The organism is Cognatiluteimonas profundi, assembly GCF_009792795.1.
Lineage (GTDB): Bacteria > Pseudomonadota > Gammaproteobacteria > Xanthomonadales > Xanthomonadaceae > Cognatiluteimonas > Cognatiluteimonas profundi.
This window is the reverse complement of record NZ_VKHQ01000004.1, coordinates 397,187-417,299: the sequence shown is the minus strand read 5'-3', so window position 1 is coordinate 417,299 and position 20,113 is coordinate 397,187. Positions and strand designations below refer to the sequence as shown.

Genomic DNA, 20,113 nt, shown 5'->3' with positions numbered 1-20,113 from the left:
TGTGGGAGCGACGTGAGTCGCGATGCTCTTGCGACTTTCAATCGCGACTCACGTCGCTCCCACAGGATTCGCATCGAGGAACGCGCGGATCTCCGGCACCAGCACCTCGAACTGATCCTCCAGCACGTAATGGCCGGCGTCCTCGAAGGCGTGCACCTGCGCCGCAGGCAAGGCCTGCGTGAAGGCGTCGAGGAAGTGCCGGTCGAAGACGAAGTCGCGCAGGCCCCAGCCGATGAAGGCGGGACGGTCGGCGAACGTGTGCAGGCGCCGGCCGGCCTCGGCCACCAGCGGCCAGGCGCGGTCGCCTTCGTGCAGCGGGATGTCCTGCATGAAGCGCAACGTCGCGATGGCGTTGCGCCAGCCGGCGTAGGGCGCGATGTAGGCCCGGCGAACGGCAGACGTCAGGCGTCGCTCCGTGCCCAGCCACGCGGCACCGCGCGCGAACAGGTTGAATGCGCGGATCAGGAATCCGCCGACGCGCGAATCGCGCCCCAGCGACAACTGCCAGGGCATCGGCTTGGCCGCCGGCAACGGGAACGCCGCGGTATTGAGGATGACCAGCCGCCGGACCTGCGTCGCATGGGTCAGCGCCCAGCCGAAACCGACCATGCCGCCCCAGTCGTGCACGGCGAGCGTGATCGGGCCGGTGATGCCGAGTGCATCGAGCAGTGCGGCCAGGTCATCGATACGCGACTGCAGCGTGTAGTCGTAATGCGGCGATGCGCCCGGCGCGTCGTCGGGTTTGTCGGACAGGCCCATGCCGATGTGGTCCGGCACGATGCAGCGGTAGCGATCGGACAAACCGGAAACCAGATGCCGCCAGTAGAAGCTCCACGACGGATTGCCGTGCAGCATCACGATGACCTCGCCATCGCGCGGGCCTTCGTCGAGGTACGACAACGCCACCCCCGGCCGGATCTGGATCCGGCGCGGGGTGAACGGGTAATCGGGAAACGCCGGCGTCGCGCTCACGCGAGCGCGCTTACCAGACGACTTCGGCCATCGAGCAGTTCAGGCCCGAACCGATGCCGAGCAGGGCGACGCGATCGCCCTTCTTCAGGCGGCCGAGTTCGCGCAGCTTGCTCAGCACGATCGGCACCGACGCCGGGCCGATGTTGCCGTGCTCGCCGAAGATCGTCAGCACCTTCTTGGGGTCGATGCCGAAGGCCTGGATGAAGGCCTGCGTATGCACCTGGCTGACCTGGTGGATGACGAACTCGTCGAGCTCCTCCACCACCCAGCCCAGCGCGACCTTGGCCGCGACGAAGGTCTTCTGCGCCAGCTTCATGCCTTCGATCAGCAGCGTGCGGGTGTCGGTGACCATGCGATCGAGGTTGCCGCGGCACAACGCATTCCACTGCGTCGCCGCGCGGGTGACGCCGCCGCGATAGCGCGGGGCACCGGGTGCGAGTTCGGCGCGCGCCAGCACCATCGCCGCCGCGCCGGAGCCCAGCGTGAGCGTCGCCATCTCGTTGCGGAACTGCTCTTCGGTGATGTCGATGTGGTCCAGGCGCTCGAGCGTCTTCTCGTAGGCCAGGTCCGCGGTCTCGCCATCGACGACCAGGGCGTAGTCGATCTCGCCGCGCTCGATCATGCGCGCCGCGATGTCCATGCCGTTGAGGAAGGCCAGGCAGGCGTTGGCGACGTCGAAGTTCTGGCACATCTCGCCCAGGCCGAGGTTGCCGCTGACGATCGATGCCGTCGACGGCTCGAGGAAATCACGGCTGACCGAGGTATTGACCAGCAGGCCGATCTTGTCCGGGTCGATGCCGGCGTCGGCCAGCGCCTTGACCCCGGCCAACGTCGCCGCCGCCGACGCCTGCATGTCGCCATCCCACAGGCGCCGCGCATGGATGCCGGCGATGTCGCGCAGGACATCGGTGGTGATGCCGAGGCGGTCGAGGGTGGGTTTCAGGCGCACATTGATTTCGTCCGAACTCAATCGGCGCGGTGCGTCGACGTGGGCGAGTCCGGCAATGGCGACGTGTTGGAACAGCATGGTGGCGGCCCGGGTGCAGGGGAAACGGGACAGGATACCGCGCCACACTGAATCAGGTCTGCGACGCCGCTCTCAGCGGTAAAGCGGTAAAGGGGGTCAGAGTGCAGTTTCGCGACGAAGGTCTGGCTGGTCCGGGGAATAGCAGCGCGAAACTGCACTCTGACCCCCTTTACGCCTCGGACCGGACAGACCCTCGCCCCGAAACTGCACTCTGACCCCCATTTCCTTTGACTCCCCTTTACCGTCCACACCGCCAGACGGCGAAGCGCTGCTTGCCGTCGCCGGGATCGTCCAGCGCCTGCACGGTGTCTCCATTCAGGCCGGGCGCCTCGTTGCGGGCCAGCGTCTCCAGCTCGTCGCGCACCCGCAGCGCATTGCGCTCGTAGGGGCCCAGGCTGTCCTTGACCGACACCTCGACTTCGCCACGCGATTCGCAGCCGGCAGGCACGCCGGTCACCACCTTCACCGCGCTGGCGCCCGGTGCCATGTGCACCCAGGTGCAGCCTCCGGTGATGAGGGCGGCGAACACGACTGCGGCGAGGGAACGCATGGGCAACTCCAGTGGGCGGCGGCAGCCGGGATTGTGGCCCGTGCTGCCGTGGGGTGGCTGAACCCCGGCCTTGGCCCGGTGCTTACTTCGCCGTGCGGACCGCCGGCGTCTGCACGGGCTTGCCGTCGGCATCGATGACGCTGATCGTCCCCAGCTGGAGCGCGCGCACCGGTGCCTCGATCTTCGACAGGTCGCCGACGATCACCCACGTCACCGCATCGGGTTTGATGATTTCATTGGCGGCGGCGCGGATGTCGACGTCCTTTTCCGCTTCGATGCGCTGCTTGAGCGTGCTGACGTAATCATCCGGGCGCCCGTAGAGCGCATTGGACGTCAGCGCGCCCAGCACGGCGCCGGCGGTCTCGTAACTGCCCGGCAGGCGGCGCACGTCGTTGACCTTGACCTTGGTGATCTCCTCGCCGCTCAGCGGACGCTTGCCGACGACATCCCTGGCCTCGCGCAGCAGTTCGGCGGCCGACTCGGCGGTCTTGTCGGTCTGCACCGGCGCATACACCAGGTAGGGCCGCTGGCCGAGGGCTTCCTGGGTGAAGCTGTAGGCGCCGTAGGCCCAATGCTTGTCCTCGCGCAGGTTCATGTTGAGGCGCGAGCTGAACATGCCGCCGAACGCACCGTTCATCGCCTGGATCTCCAGGTCGTTGGGCGCCGTGGTCGGTGGCGCCAGCAGCCCGGCCAGGATCAGCGACTGCTGCGCGCCGGGCTTGTCGATCAGGAACACGCGCGGGGCGGTCTGGCTGGCGACCTGCGGGATCGTCTTCTCGCCCTTTGCGACCGGCGGCGGCGTCCAGTCACCGAAGGCCGCGTCGAGCTGGCGGGTGATTTCCGGCAGTGTCGTGTCGCCGGCAACGAGGATGCGCACGTTGTCCGGACGCAGCCACGCCGCCTGCCACCTGCGCAGGTCGTCGGCGGTCAGCGACTTGATCGCCGCCTCGGTACCGGTGCCGGTGAATGGAATCGCATACGGATGGCCGGCGCCGTACAGCAGCGGCGGCAGCGTGCGCAGCGCCAGCCCGGTGGGCTGGGTTTTTTCCTGGGCGATGCCGGCCAGCCATTGCGCGCGCACGCGCTCCATGTCGGCGGTGTTGAAAGCCGGATGCCGCAGGATGTCGGCCAGCAGCGCCAGCGACGGCGCCGCGTTCTCCTTCAGCATGCTGGCGCCGGCGCTGCAGGAATCCAGCCCGCAGCCGGTCGCCAGGTTCATGCCGAGGCGATCGCGACGGCGCGCGATCTCGACCGAGTCCAGCGACGTGGTGCCTTCGTCGAGCATCGCGGTGGTGAAGCTGGCCGTGCCCGGCTTCGCACCGGCGTCGGCGGCGTACCCGGCATCGAACTGCAGGCTCAGGCTGACGACCGGGATGGTGTGGCGTTGTGCCAGCACCACCTCGATGCCGTTGCTGAGTTTGCTGCGCTCCACGCCGGGGAAGCGCAGGTCCGGATAGTCCAGGACCTGCGGCACGCCCTTGCTGCGGTCGACGGTCGACGCGACGGTGTGGAAGGCGCTTGTGGGCTTGGCCGGCGGCAGCTTCGGCGCGTCCGTCGCGGGCGGAAGGCCGGCGACCTCCTCCTCTTTCGGGGCGGTCGCGGTCGGCACCACGGTCAACGTGTAATCGCCCTTGGCCAGCCATTTGCGCGCGGCGGCGAGCACGTCGGCGGGCTTCGCCTGCTGGTTCCAGGCCAGGTCCTGTTTCCAGGCATCGGGATTGCCCAGGTACACCTGGCCCTCCGCCAGCGCCACGCCCTTGCCGGCGGCGCGCTCCAGGCCGCGGATGGTCTGTGCGCGACCCATCGCCTGGCGCTGCGCGAGTTCGGCGTCGGTCGGGCCCTTGTCGAGGAATTTCGCCCATTCCTCGGCGATCACCGCTTCGACCCGCCTGGGGTCGACGCCCTGCTTGACGTCCGCCTGCAGCGTGAACTGGCTGGCCAGCTCGAACGGCGTGATGCCGACGGAGACGTCGTCGACGAGCTTGTCCTGGTAGACCAGCCGCTGGTACAGGCGCGAGGTCTTGCCGCCGCCGAGCACGTCGGCCGCGAGGTCGAGCAGGGTCAGGTCGCGCTGGCCGCGTGCCGGTACGTTCCACTCGCGATAGATGCGCGTCTGCGCGACGCGGTCGTCCATCCGGTCGCGGGTCGAGGCCGTGCGCGGCGCCACCCACTGCTGCTGGTGCGCCACCGGCGGGCCGGCGGGAATGTCGCCGAAGTACTCCAGCATCTTGGCCTTCGCGGTGGCGGGGTCGATATCGCCCGCCAGCACCACCGTGGTGTTGGCCGCGCCGTAATAGGTGCGGAACCAGGTCTTGACGTCGTCCAGCGAGGCCGCGTTGAGGTCGGCCATCGAACCGATGGTGTCGTGGTGGTAGGGATGGTTGGCCGGGAAGGTCTGCAGCAGCATGCGCTCGTCGACGCGGCCGTACGGCTGGTTTTCGCCTTCGCGCTTTTCGTTCTGGACCACGCCGCGCTGTTCGTCGAGCGTCTTCTGGTCGATCGCGCCGAGCAGGTGTCCCATGCGGTCGGACTCCATCCACAGCGCCATGTCCAGCGCGGTGGTCGGCACGGTTTCGTAATAGTTGGTGCGATCGAACCACGTCGTGCCGTTCTGCCCGGTGGCGCCGGCCTGCTCGAAGGGCGCGAAGAATTCGCCCTTGTGGTTCTCCGAGCCGTTGAACATCAGGTGCTCGAACAGGTGCGCGAAGCCGGTCTTGCGCGCCGGCTCGTCCTTGGAGCCGACGTGGTACCAGACCGCGACCGACACCACCGGCGCCTTGCGGTCTTCGTGCACCAGCACCGTCAGGCCGTTGGGCAGCACGAAGCGCTGGTAGGGGATATCCAGCGCGGCCGCATCCTGTCGCGCCAGTGCCGGCGTCGACACCACGCCGCCAGCCAGGGCGACGCCAATCGCCAGCAGCAGCGCCCCGGAGCGGAAACGGTGGCGAATGCCGGCAGAAACGGCGAAGCGATGATGGGCGACAGGCATGGACGACTCCAGGGCAGGGAATTTGGCGCGACCCGCATCCTAGCCCCCAGTCGCACCGAGGGGCAGGGCCACAAGTCCCGCGCAGCCCCGGCATGACGGCACATGGACACGACAGCGCGCAGGCTGCGTCGATGCCCAAGTCCCCTGCGCACTGCCTGGTCACCGGCGCCAATCGCGGCATCGGGCTTGAATGGGTCCGCCAGTTGCTCGCGCGCGGCGATCGCGTGGTGGCGGCCGCGCGCCATCCGGGCAAGGCCAATGCGCTGAACGCGCTGGCCGGCGAACATCCGGGGCACCTGCACGTGTTGCCGCTGGATGTCGCCGATCCACGCGCGATCGCCGAGCTGCAGCGCGAGTTGCTGCTGCTCGGCGACGACGGCGAGCAGGATCGGCTGGACCTGCTGGTCAACTGCGCCGGCGTGCTGCATTCGGGCGAGCGCTTCGGCGCGGTCGAGGCCGCGACGCTCGACGACAGCTTCCGCATCAACGCGATGGGTCCGTTCCTGCTGACGCAGGCACTCGCCCCGCGGATGGCCGATGGCGCGCGCGTGGCCAACCTCAGCTCGCAACTGGGCTCGATCGCCGGGCTCACGGGTTTCGGCACGCCCAGCTACAACATAAGCAAGGCCGCGCAGAACATGGCCACCGCGCTGCTGGCCGCCGCATTGCGCCCGCGCGGGATCATCGTCGTCGCGCTGCATCCGGGCTGGGTGCAGACCGACATGGGCGGTGCCGGTGCGACGGTGACCGCCCAGGCGTCCGTCACCGGCATGTTGCGGGTGATCGATGGATTGAAGCAGGCCGACAGCGGCAAATTCCTCGACTGGCGCGGCCAGTCATTACCATGGTGACCTGACTCAGAAGCGCCCGCGCTCGTCGGCGTTATCCAGCCAACGGCCGGATCAACAGCGACAGGTATTACCCATTGTTCGACGTCATCCTGCACCAGCCCGAGATCCCGCCGAACACCGGCAATGTCATCCGCCTGTGCGCCAATACCGGTGCGCGCCTGCACCTGGTCGAGCCATTGGGTTTCGCGCTGGACGACGCCCGGCTGCGACGCGCCGGGCTGGATTACCACGAGTACGCCGCGCTCACGGTGCACGCATCGCTGGCGGCCGCCTTGTCGGCCGTCGCCGCACGCGGCGAGCCGCGGGTCTTCGTGCTCAGCACGCGTGGCAGCAGCCGTTACGACCTGCCGCGCTATCGTCCAGGCGACGTGTTCGTGTTCGGCCCGGAAACGCGCGGCTTGCCGGCGGAGGTCATCGACTCCGTACCCGAAGCGCAGCGCCTGCGCCTGCCGATGCAGGCCGGCAGCCGCAGCCTCAACCTGTCCAACACGGTGGCGGTGGTGGTGTACGAAGCGTGGCGGCAGCAGGACTTCGCCGGCGGCAGCTGAGCGGATCAGCCGGCTTCGTCGACCGGATATTCGGCTTTCTGTTCGCGCGCCAGCAGGTTCTGCATGGCCTGTTCGGGTGTCATCTCGCCATGCAGCACCGACTGCACGACGCTGGAAATCGGCAGCTCGATGCCGTGGCGCGCGGCTTGCCGCATGACCTCATCCACGGTCTGGATCGATTCGACCACCTGGCCGATCTCGCGCACCGCATCGGCGATCGACTGCCCGCGGCCCAGCGCGAGCCCGAGTCGGCGATTGCGCGACAGCTCGCCGGTGCAGGTCAGCACCAGGTCGCCCAGCCCGGCCAGCCCCATCAGGGTTTCGGCCCGGCCTCCGATCGCGGCATTGAGCCGCAACATCTCGTTGAGTCCGCGGGTGATCAGTCCGGTGCGCGCGTTGAGGCCGAGGTTCATGCCGTCGGCCGCACCGGTCGCAACCGCCAGCACGTTCTTCATCGCGCCGCCAAGTTCGGCGCCGCGCATGTCGCTGCCGGTGTAGACGCGAAACGTCGGTCCGTGCAGCACGTTGGCGACGGCCTGCGCGAACGCCGCGTCATCCGAATGCACGGTCAGCGCGGTGGGGAGTCCCGCGGCGACTTCCTTGGCGAAGGACGGGCCGGTGACGACCGCCAGCGGAACGTCGGGACCCAGCACCTCGGCCGCGACCTCGTGCAGGAAGCGGCCGCTGCCTGGTTCGAATCCCTTGGTCGCCCAGGCGACGCCCGCGTGCGCCGGCCGATACGGCGCCAGTGCGCGCAGGGTTTCGGTGAAGGCATGCGAGGGCACCACCACCAGCACCAGGTCGGCGCCGTGCATGGCCGTGGCCAGGTCGGTGGTGGCCCGCAGCGTGTCCGGCAGGCGGATGCCCGGGAGGTAGTGCGGATTTTCGTGGCGGGCGTCGATCGCCTCCACCACGTCGCGGTCACGTCCCCAGAGGATCGGCCGATGCCCGTGGCGGGCGATCAGCGCCGCCAGCGCGGTGCCCCAGGAGCCCGCGCCCAATACCGCGACCGAGCGCGTGACCGGCGCCGCCATGCCCACTGTCATGCGCGGCGCCGCGTGTCAGGCGTTGCCGGCCGTTTCGGCGCCGGCCAGGCCGTCGCCCTGCACCTGCGCCTGGGCCGCGCGCTGGCGCACGCTCTCGGCATACAGCGCCTCGAAATTGATCGGCTGCAGCAGGAACGGCGGGAATCCGCCGGCGGTGATCAGGTCGCTGACCGTCTGCCGCGCGTACGGATACAGCGTGTTGGGGCAATGCGTGCCCAGCATGACTTCCAGCGTGATCTCGTCGAAACCCGACAGCCCGAACACGCCGGCCTGCTGCACTTCGGCCAGGTAGGCGGTCTTCTCGCCGATGGTGCAGGTGAGCGTCACGCCCAGCACCACTTCGAAGGCTTCGTCGGACAGGCGCTGGACCTGCTGGTTGAGGTTCATCTGCAGCTGCGGCTGACCCTCCTCGTTGAACACCTGCGGGGTGCCGGGTGCCTCGAAGGACAGATCCTTGATGTAGAGCTTTTCGACGGTGAACGAGGGGCCGGTCGGCGTGGCGCCGTTACCGGTGGGGGTGTCTTGCGCGGACATCGGAAACTCCAGCGAAATGCGAATCGGGAATTATTGCATGGCGCGGCGCGGTCATCCGGCGCGCGACAAGTCAGGCCGCGTCGCCACGCGCCACGGCAGCCGGATGCGGGCGTTCGCTTGGTTTGCCACTCCGCTGACCGTGCCCTCCAGCTTCAGCGCGTCAGCGGCCTTTGGCCAGTGGCAGGTCGGCCTGCTGCCAGGCGCCAACGCCGCCATCGAGTACGTAGACGCGCTCGAAGCCGGCCTTGTGCAGGCGTCCGGCGGCTGATGAAGCCGTCTGGCCGGACTTGCAGACCAGCACCACGGGTAGCGAGCGGGCGGCCGCCAGCTGCTTGTTTTCCGGGTCGAACTGGCTCATCTGCACGTTCTTCGAGCCGGGGATGTGGCCCTTCTCGAAGTCCGCCGACGGTCGCAGGTCCACCACCAGCGCGTTGTCCTGGTTGACCAGCGCGGTCAGCTGCGCAGGCCCGAGGCCCTTGTAGCCGCGGAACAGGCTGGTGATCTCGTTGAAGATGATGGCGACGGTCAGCCCGGCCAGCGCCAGCGACAGGTAGGGATGTGCGCTGGCGAATGCCAGCAGTTCGGATTGGGTCACGGGAATGCTTGCGGACGCGTCGACGGGCACGCGGGGCGGCGATTGTCGCCCAGTGCCGACGGGGGCGCAAAGCCAGCCGCCGGCGTGGGTCGTCCCGTGGCTACTGCGCCTGGCTCAGGTTCGGCAGGCCTACTGTCAGCCACCACGTCTTGGCGACCGGTTCGTAGCGCCACAGCTCCGTATAGCGGACCTGGTGCTCGACCAGCGTATTGCGGTTGATGACGCCGATCTGGATCTCGCGCTCGGCGGTGTCGGTGGTGCCCTGCGCTCCGAGTTCGGTGTAGCCCGATACCTGCAGTTGCTTGTAGCGCTCGAAGTCCAGGTCGGTCATGGGATGGGCGCTGCGGAACGCCGGCTCGACCATGTTCCAGGCGCCCTCGAAGTCGCCCCAGCGGATCGCCGCCGAATAGGCGTATTGCGCCTGTTGCAGCGCCTGGTTGCGGTCCATCCGGCCCGCGGTCGCGCACGCGGACAGCAACAGGGCCAGCAACAGGGGAAACCAGGTCTTCAGCAGGCGCATCGCGGACTCCGTGGGCGGTTCATGCCGGATCGTACCTGTTGTCGATGGCGACGAAGCGCGCCGTGCAATCGGCGGCGACGCCGTGGCCGTCGGGCAGGGCCACCCAGGCGGCGATGCGGATGCTGGCGCGACCGCGTTCGCGCAGCCGCGCCAGGAAGGCATCCCACGACGCGCCCTCGGCCAGCCGTGCGCCGGCTTCCAGGTCCGCATACAGCGGTGCGCGATAGCGCAGCTGGCTGTCGGCGACGAACACATCGGCTTGGACGCCCGCCTGCTGCAGGCGCAGGTTCACCAGTCCCCAGCCAGCCAGCGTCATCAGCGAGGCGAGGCTGCCGCCGAAGGCGCAGCCCTTGTCGTTGATGTTCGCTGCCAGCGGCGCGTGCAGCCGCAGGCAGTCGCCGTCGAAACCGGCGCTGCGCAGCCCCAGTGCCGCCACCGGCGGCATGGCCTGGTAGAGCGCATCCAGCGATGCGAGCGCCGCTTCCACGTGCATTGGCTATCCTGCGGCCATGTCCAGGACCGCGCTCGCCGGATGCTACGTGATCTCCCTGCGACCGGTCGGTGACCACGCCGCATTGCGCCGTGCCGCGGCAACGCAGGGCGCGCGCGTGCTGGCGCTGTCGCCGTGGAAGCTGCTGCCGCGCGACGACGACGCCACGCGCCGACAGCTGCAGGCGGCGCTGGACTGCGAACGCGTGCTGTTCACCAGCCCCGCCGCGGTGCGCGCGGCACAGGCATTGCAGGGCCTGTCCGCACGTCCCGGCCAGGCATGGCTTGCGGTGGGAGCCGGCACCGCCGCTGCCCTGCGTCGTGCCGGCATCGACGATGCGATCGCGCCGCGGCAAATGGGCAGCGAAGGGCTGCTCGCACTGCCGGCCCTGCGTGACGTGCGCGACAGCCGCATCGGCCTGGTGACCGCGCCCGCTGGCAGGGAAGTCATCGGGCCTGCATTGGAACAGCGGGGAGCCGGCGTGGTCCGCGCCGACGTCTACACCCGCGAGCCGGTTGCATTGCCGGCACGCAGCATCGACCTGCTGCGAACGATGCAGGCGCCGGCATGGCTGGCGCTGAGCAGCGGCGATGCCCTGCAGCAGGCCATGGCCGCGCTGCCCGCGGCGGTGTTGCGCATCTTCCTGCGGGCGCGCGTTGCCGCAGCCAGCGAGCGGCTGGCCACGCTGGCCCGCGAGCGCGGTTTTGCCGACGTCCTGGTCGCGGCCAGTGCCAGCCCGCGCGACCTGGTGGCGTGCATGGCATCCGCTAGCATGGCGCTCCCCCGCCTGCCGGTTCCGACGTGAGCGATCCCGCACCTGCCGTGCCCCGACGCCGCAGCCTGTTCCCGGCGCTGTTCGGCCTGGCCTTGCTCCTGCTGCTGGCCACGCTGGGCTGGCGGGCCTGGCAATGGCGTAACGCGCGGATCGACGCGCAGCGCGAACACGCCAGCGAGCTCACCCGGCAATGGCAGGCGCTGGAATCGCGCATCAACGCGCTGCGCATCGACCAGCGCGCGCAGGCACAGCGATTGCAGCAGGCCGACGCGACCAACCGCGTCCTGCGCGAGGAGCTGCTCGGACTGGACCAGCGCGCGGCCTTGCTCGAAGACAGCGTGCGCCGGCTCGGTGACCCCGAACGCCACGGCGTGCAGGCCTTGCGCCTGGATGAAGTCATCCTGCTGCTGGGCCAGGGCGAGCAACGCCTGCGCCTGGCCGGCGACCTCGACGGCGCCCGGCGCGCCTATGCGCTGGCTGCCGACGTGTTGTCCGCGGTCGACAGCACGCGACTGGGCAGCGCCGGCCTGCTCAACGTGCGTCAGTCGCTGGTGCAGGAGCGCGCCGCGCTCGATGCCCTGGGCGCGGATCCCCGCGCGCTGGCCAGCCGCCAGCTCGATGCGTTCGCAGCGAGCCTGGCCGCATCGCCGCCGCGGCCAGGTACCGCCGCAGGCGATGCACCCTGGTGGCAGCGCGCATTCGCCCGGCTGGTTGCGGTGCGTCCCGCCGATCGGGCCGTGGCCTTGCCCGGTGCCGATCGCGTGGCGGCTTTCGCCGGACTGCAGCTGGAAGTGACCCTGGCGCGCGCTGCGCTCGAACGCCGCGACCAGCCGGCGTTCCGCTCCGCGCTGGCGCGTGCCGATGGCTGGCTGGTGCGTCTGTGGCCCGACTCGCCGGGCCTGCGGCAACGTCGCGCACGACTGCAGGCATTGCGCCGGCTGCCGCTGGCGCCGGACCTGCCCGTGCTGGGCAGTACCCGCGCGCAGTTGCAGGCATTGACTGCCCGCTGAGTACGGACCCATTCAGCAAGACGACACCACGGCCACGGCGGGACAGTTAGCCTGCTGACAGACGCCGCGCCACCGCGGGGGGAGTGTTTGCCATGAACCTGTTCCGCAACCTGCTGTTCTGGATCGTGCTGGCGCTGGTGGGCGCATTGCTGGCGCAACTGCTGCTGGCCGACCCGGGCTACGTGCTGGTTCGATTCCGCGGCATGGACTACACCACCACCGTCGCCAGCGGCCTGCTCATCCTGCTTGTCGTGTTCGCCGGACTGTGGCTGGCATGGGCGCTGGTGACGCTGCCCTTCCGCAGTTGGCGCCGCCATCGCGAGGGACGCGCCCGCGCACGCCTGGGCGAGGGTCTCGACGCCCTGCACCTGGGTCATTACGGGCGCGCCGAAACGCTGCTGGCGCAGGCGGCCGAACACGGCGATGTCGAAGCCAGCGCACGCCTGGCCGCCGCCCGCGCCGCCGCCGCCCGCGGCGATCGGGTCGCCGCACGCGGCCAGCTCGACGCGCTGGGTTCGCGCCATCCAGCCGCACGCGCCATCGCCAATGCGGAACAGGCGCTCGTCGATGACCGTCCGACCGATGCGCTGGTCGCGCTCGATGCACCCGATGCACAGCCGTTGCCACCGCGCGGACTGGCGCTGCGCGCGCAGGCGTTCGCCGCGTCCGGCCAATCGGCGCAGGCATACGGCTTGCTGGGGCCGATGCGGCAGCAACAGGCGCTGCCGCAAGCCGATCTCGACCGCCTCCAGGAACGCTGGGCGGAAGCCTCGCTGCGCGAAGCCGGCGATGCCAACGTGCTGGCCGAGCGCTGGGAAACCCTGCCCAGGGAGTTGCGCGCCACGCCGGACATCGTCGCTGCCTACGCCCGTCGTGCCGCGGCACTGCGCTGGGACGAGGCGGCGACGCGATCCATCGAACAGGCACTGGATACGCGCTGGGACGAATCGCTGGCCACCTTGTACGGCAGCCTCCCGATGGGCCGACTGGACGAGCGACGCAGCCAGGCCGAACGCTGGCTGCAGGGCCATCCGTCGAGCCCGGCGCTGATGCTGACGCTGGCCCGACTGGCGCGTGCGCAAGGACAGTGGCCACAGGCCGAGGACTACCTGCATCGCGCCGTGGCGCAGGGCGCCGGTGCCGACGCCTGGGAAGAACTGGGGCATGGCTTCACCGAAAGCGGCGACGATGCGCGCGCACGCCTGGCCTACGCCAATGCGTTGCGGGCCAGTCGTGGCGAAGCATCCGTCGATCTCCCTGGCCGGGACATGCGCCAGCGCATCCACGACGAGGCCGTCATCGAGGAAAGGGATGAGCATGGGATGCCGCGGTTGCGCGGGTAGCGTTTGGCTTGCGTGCTGGTGCGGTCTGCCTGCGGCGCTGTTAAACGCTTTCGCCGTTGGCGAGTTACTTTTCTTTGAGAGCCGCAAAGAAAAGTAACCAAAAGAAAGCGGCTTTCCCCGATCAAGGCTGACTCGCCTGGCGAGTCTCCTCGGCCATTTTCAGACTCGCCATCCTGGCTCGACTGAAAACGGCGCACATCCATGTGCGCCGCCCTCCGGGTGGGCGCAGTTGTCGGTGCGATTGAAATCTTTAGCAGCCAGAGCTGGCGATGCTGTCCGTGCAGCACGCCCCGCTCGCGCGGCGCCGCGAGCGTCGGGCCCTTGTCGCCGGCATCGGCAGCGCACTGGCTCCTGTGGGAACTGCGTGAGCGGCGACGGCGACCCGGCAGGTTGCGGCCTCCATGAACATCGAATCGTCCGGTCGCAGTTGACGCAACTCCTACGAAGAGCTGGCACATCGGTCAAGAGTCGGCGACGACCCGCACCCATTTTTGCCGACGTCGTTGACGCTAAAGGTGTGCGGGCACTGCTGGATTACGCAGACCCGGAGGGCGGCGCGCAGGACGCGCGCCGTTTTCCGATCGAGCCAGGATGGCGAGTCGGAAAATCACGACTGCTTCCGCCTGATCAAGTTAGCTCTGATCGGGGAAGCGCCCTTTCTTTTGGTTACTTTTCTTTGGGCGCTTGCAAAGAAAAGTAACTCGCCAACGGCGAAAGCGTTTACCAGCGCCGCAGGCAAACGCCGACACGCGATTCAGCGTTCGAGGATCGCCACAACGCCCATCCCACCCGCCGTGCAGATCGACACCAGGCAGCGACCGCCGCCGCGTTGCGCGAGTTCCTTGGCCGCGGTGGCGACGATGCGCGCGCCGGTCGCGGCGAACGGATGCCCCGTCGCCAGCGACGAGCCGTTGGGGTTGATGCGGGCCGGGTCGATGCGGCCCAGCGGCGCGTCGACGCCGAGGCGGGCGCGGCAGTAGTCCTCGCTTTCCCATGCACGCAAGGTGCACAGGACCTGCGCGGCGAAGGCTTCGTGGATCTCGTAGATGTCGAAATCCTGCAGCGTGAGCCCGTTGCGCCGGAGCATCTCCGCCACCGCGATCGTCGGCGCCATCAGCAGGCCTTCGCCATGGACGAAGTCGACCGCGGCGACCTGCGCGTCGCGCACGTGGCACAACACTTCGTGGCCGTGCGCGGCGGCCCATTCGTCGGTGGACAGCAGGCAGGCGGCGGCGCCGTCGGTCAACGGCGTCGAGTTGCCGGCGGTCAGCGTGCCGTGGCCCGACACCTTGTCGAACGCCGGCTTGAGGGTCGCCAGTTTTTCGATCGACGTGTCCGCGCGCAGGACGTTGTCGCGCGAGACGCCGCGGAAGCTCACCACCAGGTCGTCGAAGAAGCCGCGCGCATAGGCGGCCGCAAGCCGCTGGTGCGACGCCACCGCCCATTCATCCTGCGAATCGCGCGCAATCGACCATTCGCGCGCCATGTCCTCGCAATGCTCGCCCATCGACTTGCCGGTGCGCGGCTCCATCACGCCCGGAAATTCCGGCTTGAGCTCGCGCGGATGGAAGCCCTTGAACGCGGCGAGTTTTTCCTTCGTCGTCTTCGCGCGTGCGGCCAGCAACAGGCGCCGGCGCAGCGATTGGCCGTACACGATGGGAACGTCCGACGTCGTGTCCGAACCGCCACCGATCCCGACCTCGATCTGCCCGGTCGCGATCTTGTTGCCGATGGTGATGATCGAATCCAGCGACGTGCCGCAGGCGCGCTGCAGGGTGATGCCGGGGGTCAGCGGCGACAGGCCGGACGACAGTGTCGCTTCGCGGCCCAGGTTCCAGTCGCTGCTGTGCTTGATGACGGCGCCCATCGCCACTTCGCCAAGCTGCTGCCCATGTAATCCGAAGCGTTCCACCAGCGCGCCAAGTGTGCGGACCGACATGCCCAGGTTGCCAACGTCGGCGTAAGCGGTGTTCTGCCGGCAGAAGGGAATGCGGACGCCACCGAGGACGGCGACGGGACGGCCTAGCAGCATCGTGACGACCTCGCGCGGGCCCGTCGAAAGCGACGGGCATAATGCGACAAAGTTTACGCCGGCCCCCGGTGCAGGGCCATCACAGGGGACGCATGCAGCAGGCCAACACAGCACCGGACGACGCACGTCGTTATATGGATCGTCGATGAACGGGCGCGCGAGCGTGTTCGGCGCGCTGGCGCTGGAGTTGTCGTCGGCCAGCGAGCCGGCATGCCAGTGGCTTGCGCAGCGCGATGCCGGCGCACTGGCCGAACTGGTCGCGCGCGACCTGGCCAGGCTCGATCCCGCGGCGGCGACGCTGCAGCTGGCAATGAGCGGCGCGCATTGCGATGCCGTCGAATTGCTGCGACCGGGCTGGCCGCTGCATGTGGCGCTGGATCAGCTGGCTGCGGGCGCACCGCAACGCGATGCCGACCACGGCCGCATCGTGGCCTTCGGTTCGCACGACGGCCGGTTCCCGCCGGTGCTGGCGCCATCGGCCGAATACGCCGGTGGCCCGTTGCGGCTGCTGCCGTTCGTGCTGTCAGGCGACGCCGACACCGCCGCGGCGGTCGGTGAGGCATTCGAGAGCGACCTGCTCGAGAGCGGCATGGCTGGCGCCGACACGGCGCTCGCGGCGCAGGACCTGTTCGGCCTGCGCATCGAGCACGCCCGCTATCTCACCCTGCACGACCTCGCCGCGATGATGGCGCTGCAATACGAACACGCGGGCCTGGCCGTGCTGTGGCCGATCCTGGAAGCCGCGCTGCTCGCACCGTCATCCGAGGAATGGCTCGATGCAGCGTCCGAGCCGCTGCTGCACTTCGCCGACGGCGAGGCGCGGATGGCGTTGTTGTCGCCGGCAGCGTGGGCTGCGCGCAATGTCGACACCGGCCTGGACGGGAAGCGGCTGGAGCGCGGCTTCGCGCACTTCCAGGCGCGGCAGCGGCAGTTCGCGGCGGTGCTGGCGGCGCACGCGGTGCCGGTACTGTTCGTGCACTGCGCGTCGGGCGAACGCGACGGGCTGTAGTCGCGCGCCGTTAGGGTTGGCGCAACAACGCTTCGAAGATCCGATAGCCGGCATCGTGCATGCCCAGGCCGGCGTAGGTCGCCTGCGCGGGTGCGTTGTCGCGCTCCACGTACAGGCGCAGGCCGATGACGCCGGGCGTCGCCAGCGCCAGTTGCCACAGGTGCGCATACAGCGCCGCGAACACGCCGTGGCGCCGATGCGACGCGTCGACGTACACGCTCTGGATCCACCACCAGTCGCCGTTGCGCCAGTCGCTCCACTCGCGGGTGAACATCAGGGTGCCGACGGCGGTGCCGATGGTTTCGCCGCCGGCCATCGTGTCATCGCGCATCGCGATGAAGTAGTTCGCCCTGGCCGGATCGGCCAGCCCGGCGGCCACGCCAGCCCGGACCGTGTCGGCATCCAGCTGCTTGTGTTCGGTTTCCAGCGCCATCGCGCAGGCCCAGCGCGCGAGCAGTTCGCAATCGTCCGCGTCAGCCGGGCGGATGCGATACGCGTGCGTCCCTGCCGGCACTATCGCCGCACCAGGATCACGCCACAGCCGACCCGCGCGCCGGAATTTCCCGCCGGTTGCGACTGGTAGTCGTCAGGCGCCGCATGCACGACGAGCGCACGGCCGACGATATCGGTGGCGGCGGCGCCGCCCAGGCTGACGCCGCGCAATTGCGCGTCGACGTGGGCGACACCCGACGCGTCCGCGACGATGTTGTCGATGTCACCCGCATGGTGCATGGCGGTGCCGGCCCTGCCGTGGCCGCTGCCGGTCGGGTTGAAGTGCCCACCGGCGCTCGACGCGTCAGCCGCCGTGCAGTCGCCGGTCTGGTGGATGTGGAAGCCGTGGCTGCCAGGCGCGAGTCCGCCGAGATCACCGGTGACGCGCACGCCGCCATGCAGGGGCACCAATGCCAGCGTGCCGCTGACCAGGCTGCCGGATGCGCCAGCAAGGTGGACGACCGCCGCGGGGATCGTGCTTGCAGCCGGTGCGGTGAGGATCGTCGGCGATGAGGATTGGCGCGGCACCGGCGCCGATCGCGATGACGAGGGAGCGGTCGCACAGGCTGACAGTGCGACCGTGGCCAGCGCGGCGATGAGCAGGACTGGACGCATCCGGTTCTCCTGTTGCAATGCGTGGGCAGGCATCGGGCCTGCCATGTTAGCGCCGGGCATCAGTGCTTGCGTCCGGCGCCGAGCTTGCGGCCGACCGTGTTGCGGCCCAGGCCGAGCCGCGCCGCCGCCTCGCCACGATGACCTTGCGTGTGCGCCAGTGCCGCCTCGAGCAATATCTGGTCCATGCGTTCGCGTGCACGCGCATGCAAGGTCGGGCCGCGCGGGCCGACCGAGGGCTCGGCGAGTTCGCGACGCGCCCAGGCTGCGAGCGCCGACTCCCAGTCGCCGGACTGCACCGGCGCGCCGCTCATTGCCAGCGCGCCATCCAGGTCGGCAACGGTGATGGTGTCGCCCGGTGCGAGCACGGCCACGCGCCAGCACAGGTTTTCCAGCTCGCGGACGTTGCCGGGCCAGGTGTGTTGGCCGAGTCGTGCCAGCGCAGGCCGCGCGAACCGCTTCGCCGATGCGCCCAGCCGCGCCGCGGCCGCGGCGAGGAAGCGTTCGGCCAGCAGCGGGATGTCGTCGCCACGCTCGCGCAAGGGCGGCAGCTGCAGGCGCACCACGTCGAGGCGATGCAGCAGGTCCGCGCGGAATCGACCGTCGGCCACCAGCGCTTCCAGCGGTTGATGGGTCGCGGCGATGACACGGACGTCCACGCGGATCAGTTCGCGTCCGCCCACGCGGAAGAATTCTCCTTCCGCCAGCACGCGCAGCAGCCGCGTCTGCAGCGCCGCCGGCATGTCGCCGATCTCGTCGAGGAACAGCGTGCCGCCATTGGCCTGCTCGAAGCGCCCGATGTGCCGCTTGCTGGCGCCGGTGAACGCGCCGGCCTCGTGCCCGAACAACTCGCTCTCCAGCAATTCCGACGGGATCGCGGCGGTGTTCAGCGCGACGAAGGGTTTGCGTGCGCGCGGGGATTCGCGATGCAGCGCATGCGCGACCAGCTCCTTGCCGGTGCCGGTTTCCCCGGTGATCAGCACCGACAACGGCGCCTGCGCGAGGCGACCGATGCTGCGGAACAGCGCGCGCATCGCGGGCGTCTCGCCGACCAGCGCGCCGGGTCCGGCCGCCGCGCCGCGTCCGGGCACGTCGATGGCGGCCGGCACGTCAGGCAATGCGCGCGCCGCCAGGGCGACCGCCGCGTCCAGGTCGAAGGGTTTGGACAGGAATTCATAGGCGCCGCCGCGGAACGCACCCGCGGTGCTGGCGATGTCGGTGTAGGCAGACATCACGATCACCGGCAGCTGCGGATGCGCGGCCTTGAGCTTGTCCAGGAACACCAGGCCGTCGTCACCGGGCATGCGCACGTCGGTGAAGACCAGCGCCGGTGCCGCATGCGTGCGCAACGCGTCCAGGGCCGCCTGCGCGGAGTCGAAGCCCTGCACCGCATGGCCGGCTTCGCGCAGGGCCGCGGCGAGGACGAAGCGCACGCTGCGGTCGTCGTCGACCACCCAGACCGGCCGATCGCCTGCGCCGCTCACGCGACCGGCTCCGATGCGTCCATCGGCAACAGCAGGGTGAACACCGTATGCCCGGGTCGCGAGCGATAGGCGAGCGAGCCGCGATGCTCGCGTGCGACCTGTTGCGACAGTGCCAATCCCAGTCCGCTGCCCTCGGCGCGACCGCTGACCAGCGGCAGGAACACCCGCTCGCTGAGTTCGTCGGGTACGCCGCGGCCGTCGTCGATGATCTCCAGGCGCAGCATCAGCGCGTGCGTCTGTTCGCCGATGCGCAGGCCATGCTCGGCGCGGGTGCGCAGGGTGACATTGGCCGCGCCGGCCTCGATCGCGTTGCGCACCAGGTTCCACAGCGCCTGCGCCAGCCGGTCGCTGTCGCCGGGCAGCTCGGGCAGGCTGGGGTCGTAGTCGCGGACCAGCCGCACGGCCCAGCCCGCATCGTTCTCGGCCAGGCGCAGCACGCGTTCCAGCACCGCGTGGATGTTGACCGGCTCGAAGGGTTGCGTCGGCGTCGGCACCAGCAGGCGATCGAGCAGGGTCGTCAGCCGCCCCACTTCCGCATCGATCAGGGCCGTGAGCTCGCGGCCTTCCTCGTCATCGATCCGGCGCGCCAGCAATTGCGCGGCGCCCTTCAACCCGGCCAGCGGATTGCGCAATTCATGGGCCAGGCCACGCAGCGCCGCCGACAGCGCCGAGGGCAGTGCCAGCGCCGGGTCTTCGCCCGGAAATTCGTCGACCGGATGTGCCTCGACCCACCAGCCGCCGGCCGGTCGCGGCGAGACCACGATGTCGGCGAAGCAGGGCGCGACGCTGCCGGGGAAGGCCAGCGACAGCCGTCGCAGCCGCGCGAACTCGCCCGCCACGCCATTCGCCAGCACCTGCGCCAGCCCATCGCCCTCGAGTTCCAGCGCGGGCAGGGGCAATCCCTCCAGGCGCTTGCCGCTGACCCCCAGCCAGCGCGCGAATGCACGATTGCTGCCCAGCAGCCGGCCATCGGCCGCGGCCCAGGCCACCGGGGTGACGAGCGCATCGAGGGCGGGGTCGGATTCCACTGCACCATTATGGGGCAAGCCGCGCAAACGACGAAGGCCCCGGTCGAGGCCCTCGGCGACGCGTGCGATCAAGGATCGCGCGGAGGTCCGCGCGGCTAGATTGCGTAATACATCTGGTACTCGAGCGGGTGAGGGAAGGATGTTTGCGCGGCACCGCCGCGCATCCTTTCCGAACGCCCGCCGCGCTGCGGCGGGCCGGGCATCCG

At 69.6% G+C, this 20,113-nt stretch carries 20 protein-coding genes; 6 read left to right on the top strand and 14 right to left on the bottom strand.

Annotated features, from left to right (window positions below; genetic code table 11):
• Nucleotides 1-48: 48 nt before the first annotated feature.
• The 4 genes from GST15_RS08515 to GST15_RS08500 all read right to left on the bottom strand — a co-directional run bounded on the left by GST15_RS08515 (nt 49) and on the right by GST15_RS08500 (nt 5,538).
• Nucleotides 49-972, bottom strand: coding sequence for an alpha/beta fold hydrolase (locus GST15_RS08515; protein WP_159016818.1), 924 nt, complete (start codon nt 970-972; stop codon nt 49-51).
• Between the two features lie 10 nt (nt 973-982).
• Complete coding sequence (locus GST15_RS08510; protein WP_159016817.1) at nt 983-1,999, bottom strand: 3-oxoacyl-ACP synthase III; 1,017 nt, start codon at nt 1,997-1,999, stop codon at nt 983-985.
• 238 nt (nt 2,000-2,237) lie between these two features.
• Entirely contained in the window at nt 2,238-2,549 is a 312-nt protein-coding gene (locus GST15_RS08505) for a DUF4156 domain-containing protein (RefSeq protein WP_159016816.1), read from the bottom strand.
• A gap of 82 nt (nt 2,550-2,631) precedes the next feature.
• The gene (locus GST15_RS08500; protein WP_159016815.1) at nt 2,632-5,538 is read right to left on the bottom strand and encodes a M16 family metallopeptidase; all 2,907 of its coding nucleotides are present in this window, start codon (nt 5,536-5,538) and stop codon (nt 2,632-2,634) included.
• 131 nt (nt 5,539-5,669) lie between these two features.
• Between GST15_RS08500 and GST15_RS08495 the strand changes: the two genes are divergently transcribed.
• Nucleotides 5,670-6,389 (top strand): SDR family oxidoreductase, encoded by a 720-nt coding sequence (locus GST15_RS08495; RefSeq protein ID WP_159016814.1) that lies wholly within the window; start codon nt 5,670-5,672, stop codon nt 6,387-6,389.
• Between the two features lie 50 nt (nt 6,390-6,439).
• Nucleotides 6,440-6,937: a tRNA (cytidine(34)-2'-O)-methyltransferase gene (locus GST15_RS08490; protein WP_199268753.1), complete on the top strand. Its 498-nt coding sequence runs from the start codon at nt 6,440-6,442 to the stop codon at nt 6,935-6,937.
• A 5-nt stretch (nt 6,938-6,942) separates the two neighbouring features.
• Here the strand turns inward: GST15_RS08490 and GST15_RS08485 are convergent, their stop codons facing one another.
• The 5 genes from GST15_RS08485 to GST15_RS08465 form a co-directional block, all read right to left on the bottom strand.
• Nucleotides 6,943-7,971, bottom strand: coding sequence for an NAD(P)H-dependent glycerol-3-phosphate dehydrogenase (locus GST15_RS08485; protein ID WP_159017124.1), 1,029 nt, complete (start codon nt 7,969-7,971; stop codon nt 6,943-6,945).
• Between the two features lie 27 nt (nt 7,972-7,998).
• Complete coding sequence (gene secB, locus GST15_RS08480) at nt 7,999-8,517, bottom strand: protein-export chaperone SecB (protein ID WP_159016812.1); 519 nt, start codon at nt 8,515-8,517, stop codon at nt 7,999-8,001.
• 160 nt (nt 8,518-8,677) lie between these two features.
• Nucleotides 8,678-9,112 carry a rhodanese-like domain-containing protein gene (locus GST15_RS08475; protein ID WP_159016811.1) on the bottom strand — a complete coding sequence of 145 codons (435 nt, stop codon included), beginning with the start codon at nt 9,110-9,112 and terminating at the stop codon, nt 8,678-8,680.
• Nucleotides 9,113-9,212: 100 nt separating this feature from the next.
• Nucleotides 9,213-9,632 carry a hypothetical protein gene (locus tag GST15_RS08470; protein WP_159016810.1) on the bottom strand — a complete coding sequence of 140 codons (420 nt, stop codon included), beginning with the start codon at nt 9,630-9,632 and terminating at the stop codon, nt 9,213-9,215.
• Between the two features lie 19 nt (nt 9,633-9,651).
• Nucleotides 9,652-10,125 carry a YiiD C-terminal domain-containing protein gene (locus GST15_RS08465; RefSeq protein ID WP_159016809.1) on the bottom strand — a complete coding sequence of 158 codons (474 nt, stop codon included), beginning with the start codon at nt 10,123-10,125 and terminating at the stop codon, nt 9,652-9,654.
• A gap of 16 nt (nt 10,126-10,141) precedes the next feature.
• Between GST15_RS08465 and GST15_RS08460 the strand changes: the two genes are divergently transcribed.
• The 3 genes from GST15_RS08460 (at nt 10,142) to GST15_RS08450 (ending at nt 13,250) form a co-directional block, all read left to right on the top strand.
• Nucleotides 10,142-10,927 (top strand): uroporphyrinogen-III synthase, encoded by a 786-nt coding sequence (locus GST15_RS08460; protein WP_159016808.1) that lies wholly within the window; start codon nt 10,142-10,144, stop codon nt 10,925-10,927.
• On the top strand, nt 10,924-11,907 hold the full coding sequence (locus tag GST15_RS08455; protein ID WP_159016807.1) for a uroporphyrinogen-III C-methyltransferase: 984 nt from the start codon (nt 10,924-10,926) through the stop codon (nt 11,905-11,907). Before GST15_RS08460 ends, GST15_RS08455 begins: the two co-directional genes overlap by 4 nt.
• A 92-nt stretch (nt 11,908-11,999) precedes the next feature.
• Nucleotides 12,000-13,250, top strand: coding sequence for a heme biosynthesis HemY N-terminal domain-containing protein (locus GST15_RS08450; RefSeq protein ID WP_159016806.1), 1,251 nt, complete (start codon nt 12,000-12,002; stop codon nt 13,248-13,250).
• Nucleotides 13,251-14,004: 754 nt separating this feature from the next.
• Here GST15_RS08450 and GST15_RS08445 read toward each other — a convergent pair.
• Entirely contained in the window at nt 14,005-15,282 is a 1,278-nt protein-coding gene (locus tag GST15_RS08445) for an acetyl-CoA C-acetyltransferase (RefSeq protein WP_159016805.1), read from the bottom strand.
• A 145-nt stretch (nt 15,283-15,427) separates the two neighbouring features.
• Between GST15_RS08445 and GST15_RS08440 the strand changes: the two genes are divergently transcribed.
• Nucleotides 15,428-16,291: a hypothetical protein gene (locus GST15_RS08440; RefSeq protein WP_159016804.1), complete on the top strand. Its 864-nt coding sequence runs from the start codon at nt 15,428-15,430 to the stop codon at nt 16,289-16,291.
• 10 nt (nt 16,292-16,301) lie between these two features.
• Here the strand turns inward: GST15_RS08440 and GST15_RS08435 are convergent, their stop codons facing one another.
• The 4 genes from GST15_RS08435 to GST15_RS08420 are packed head-to-tail and all read right to left on the bottom strand — an operon-like array spanning nt 16,302 to nt 19,907.
• Nucleotides 16,302-16,805, bottom strand: a complete 504-nt coding sequence (locus GST15_RS08435; RefSeq protein WP_233263113.1) for a GNAT family N-acetyltransferase — start codon at nt 16,803-16,805, stop codon at nt 16,302-16,304.
• Nucleotides 16,805-17,398 (bottom strand): superoxide dismutase family protein, encoded by a 594-nt coding sequence (locus GST15_RS08430; RefSeq protein WP_159016803.1) that lies wholly within the window; start codon nt 17,396-17,398, stop codon nt 16,805-16,807. The genes GST15_RS08435 and GST15_RS08430 overlap by 1 nt, the downstream gene beginning before the upstream one ends.
• A 59-nt stretch (nt 17,399-17,457) precedes the next feature.
• Nucleotides 17,458-18,879, bottom strand: coding sequence for a nitrogen regulation protein NR(I) (gene ntrC, locus GST15_RS08425; RefSeq protein WP_159016802.1), 1,422 nt, complete (start codon nt 18,877-18,879; stop codon nt 17,458-17,460).
• The gene (locus GST15_RS08420; protein ID WP_233263112.1) at nt 18,876-19,907 is read right to left on the bottom strand and encodes a two-component system sensor histidine kinase NtrB; all 1,032 of its coding nucleotides are present in this window, start codon (nt 19,905-19,907) and stop codon (nt 18,876-18,878) included. The genes ntrC and GST15_RS08420 overlap by 4 nt, the downstream gene beginning before the upstream one ends.
• Nucleotides 19,908-20,113 lie beyond the last annotated feature (206 nt).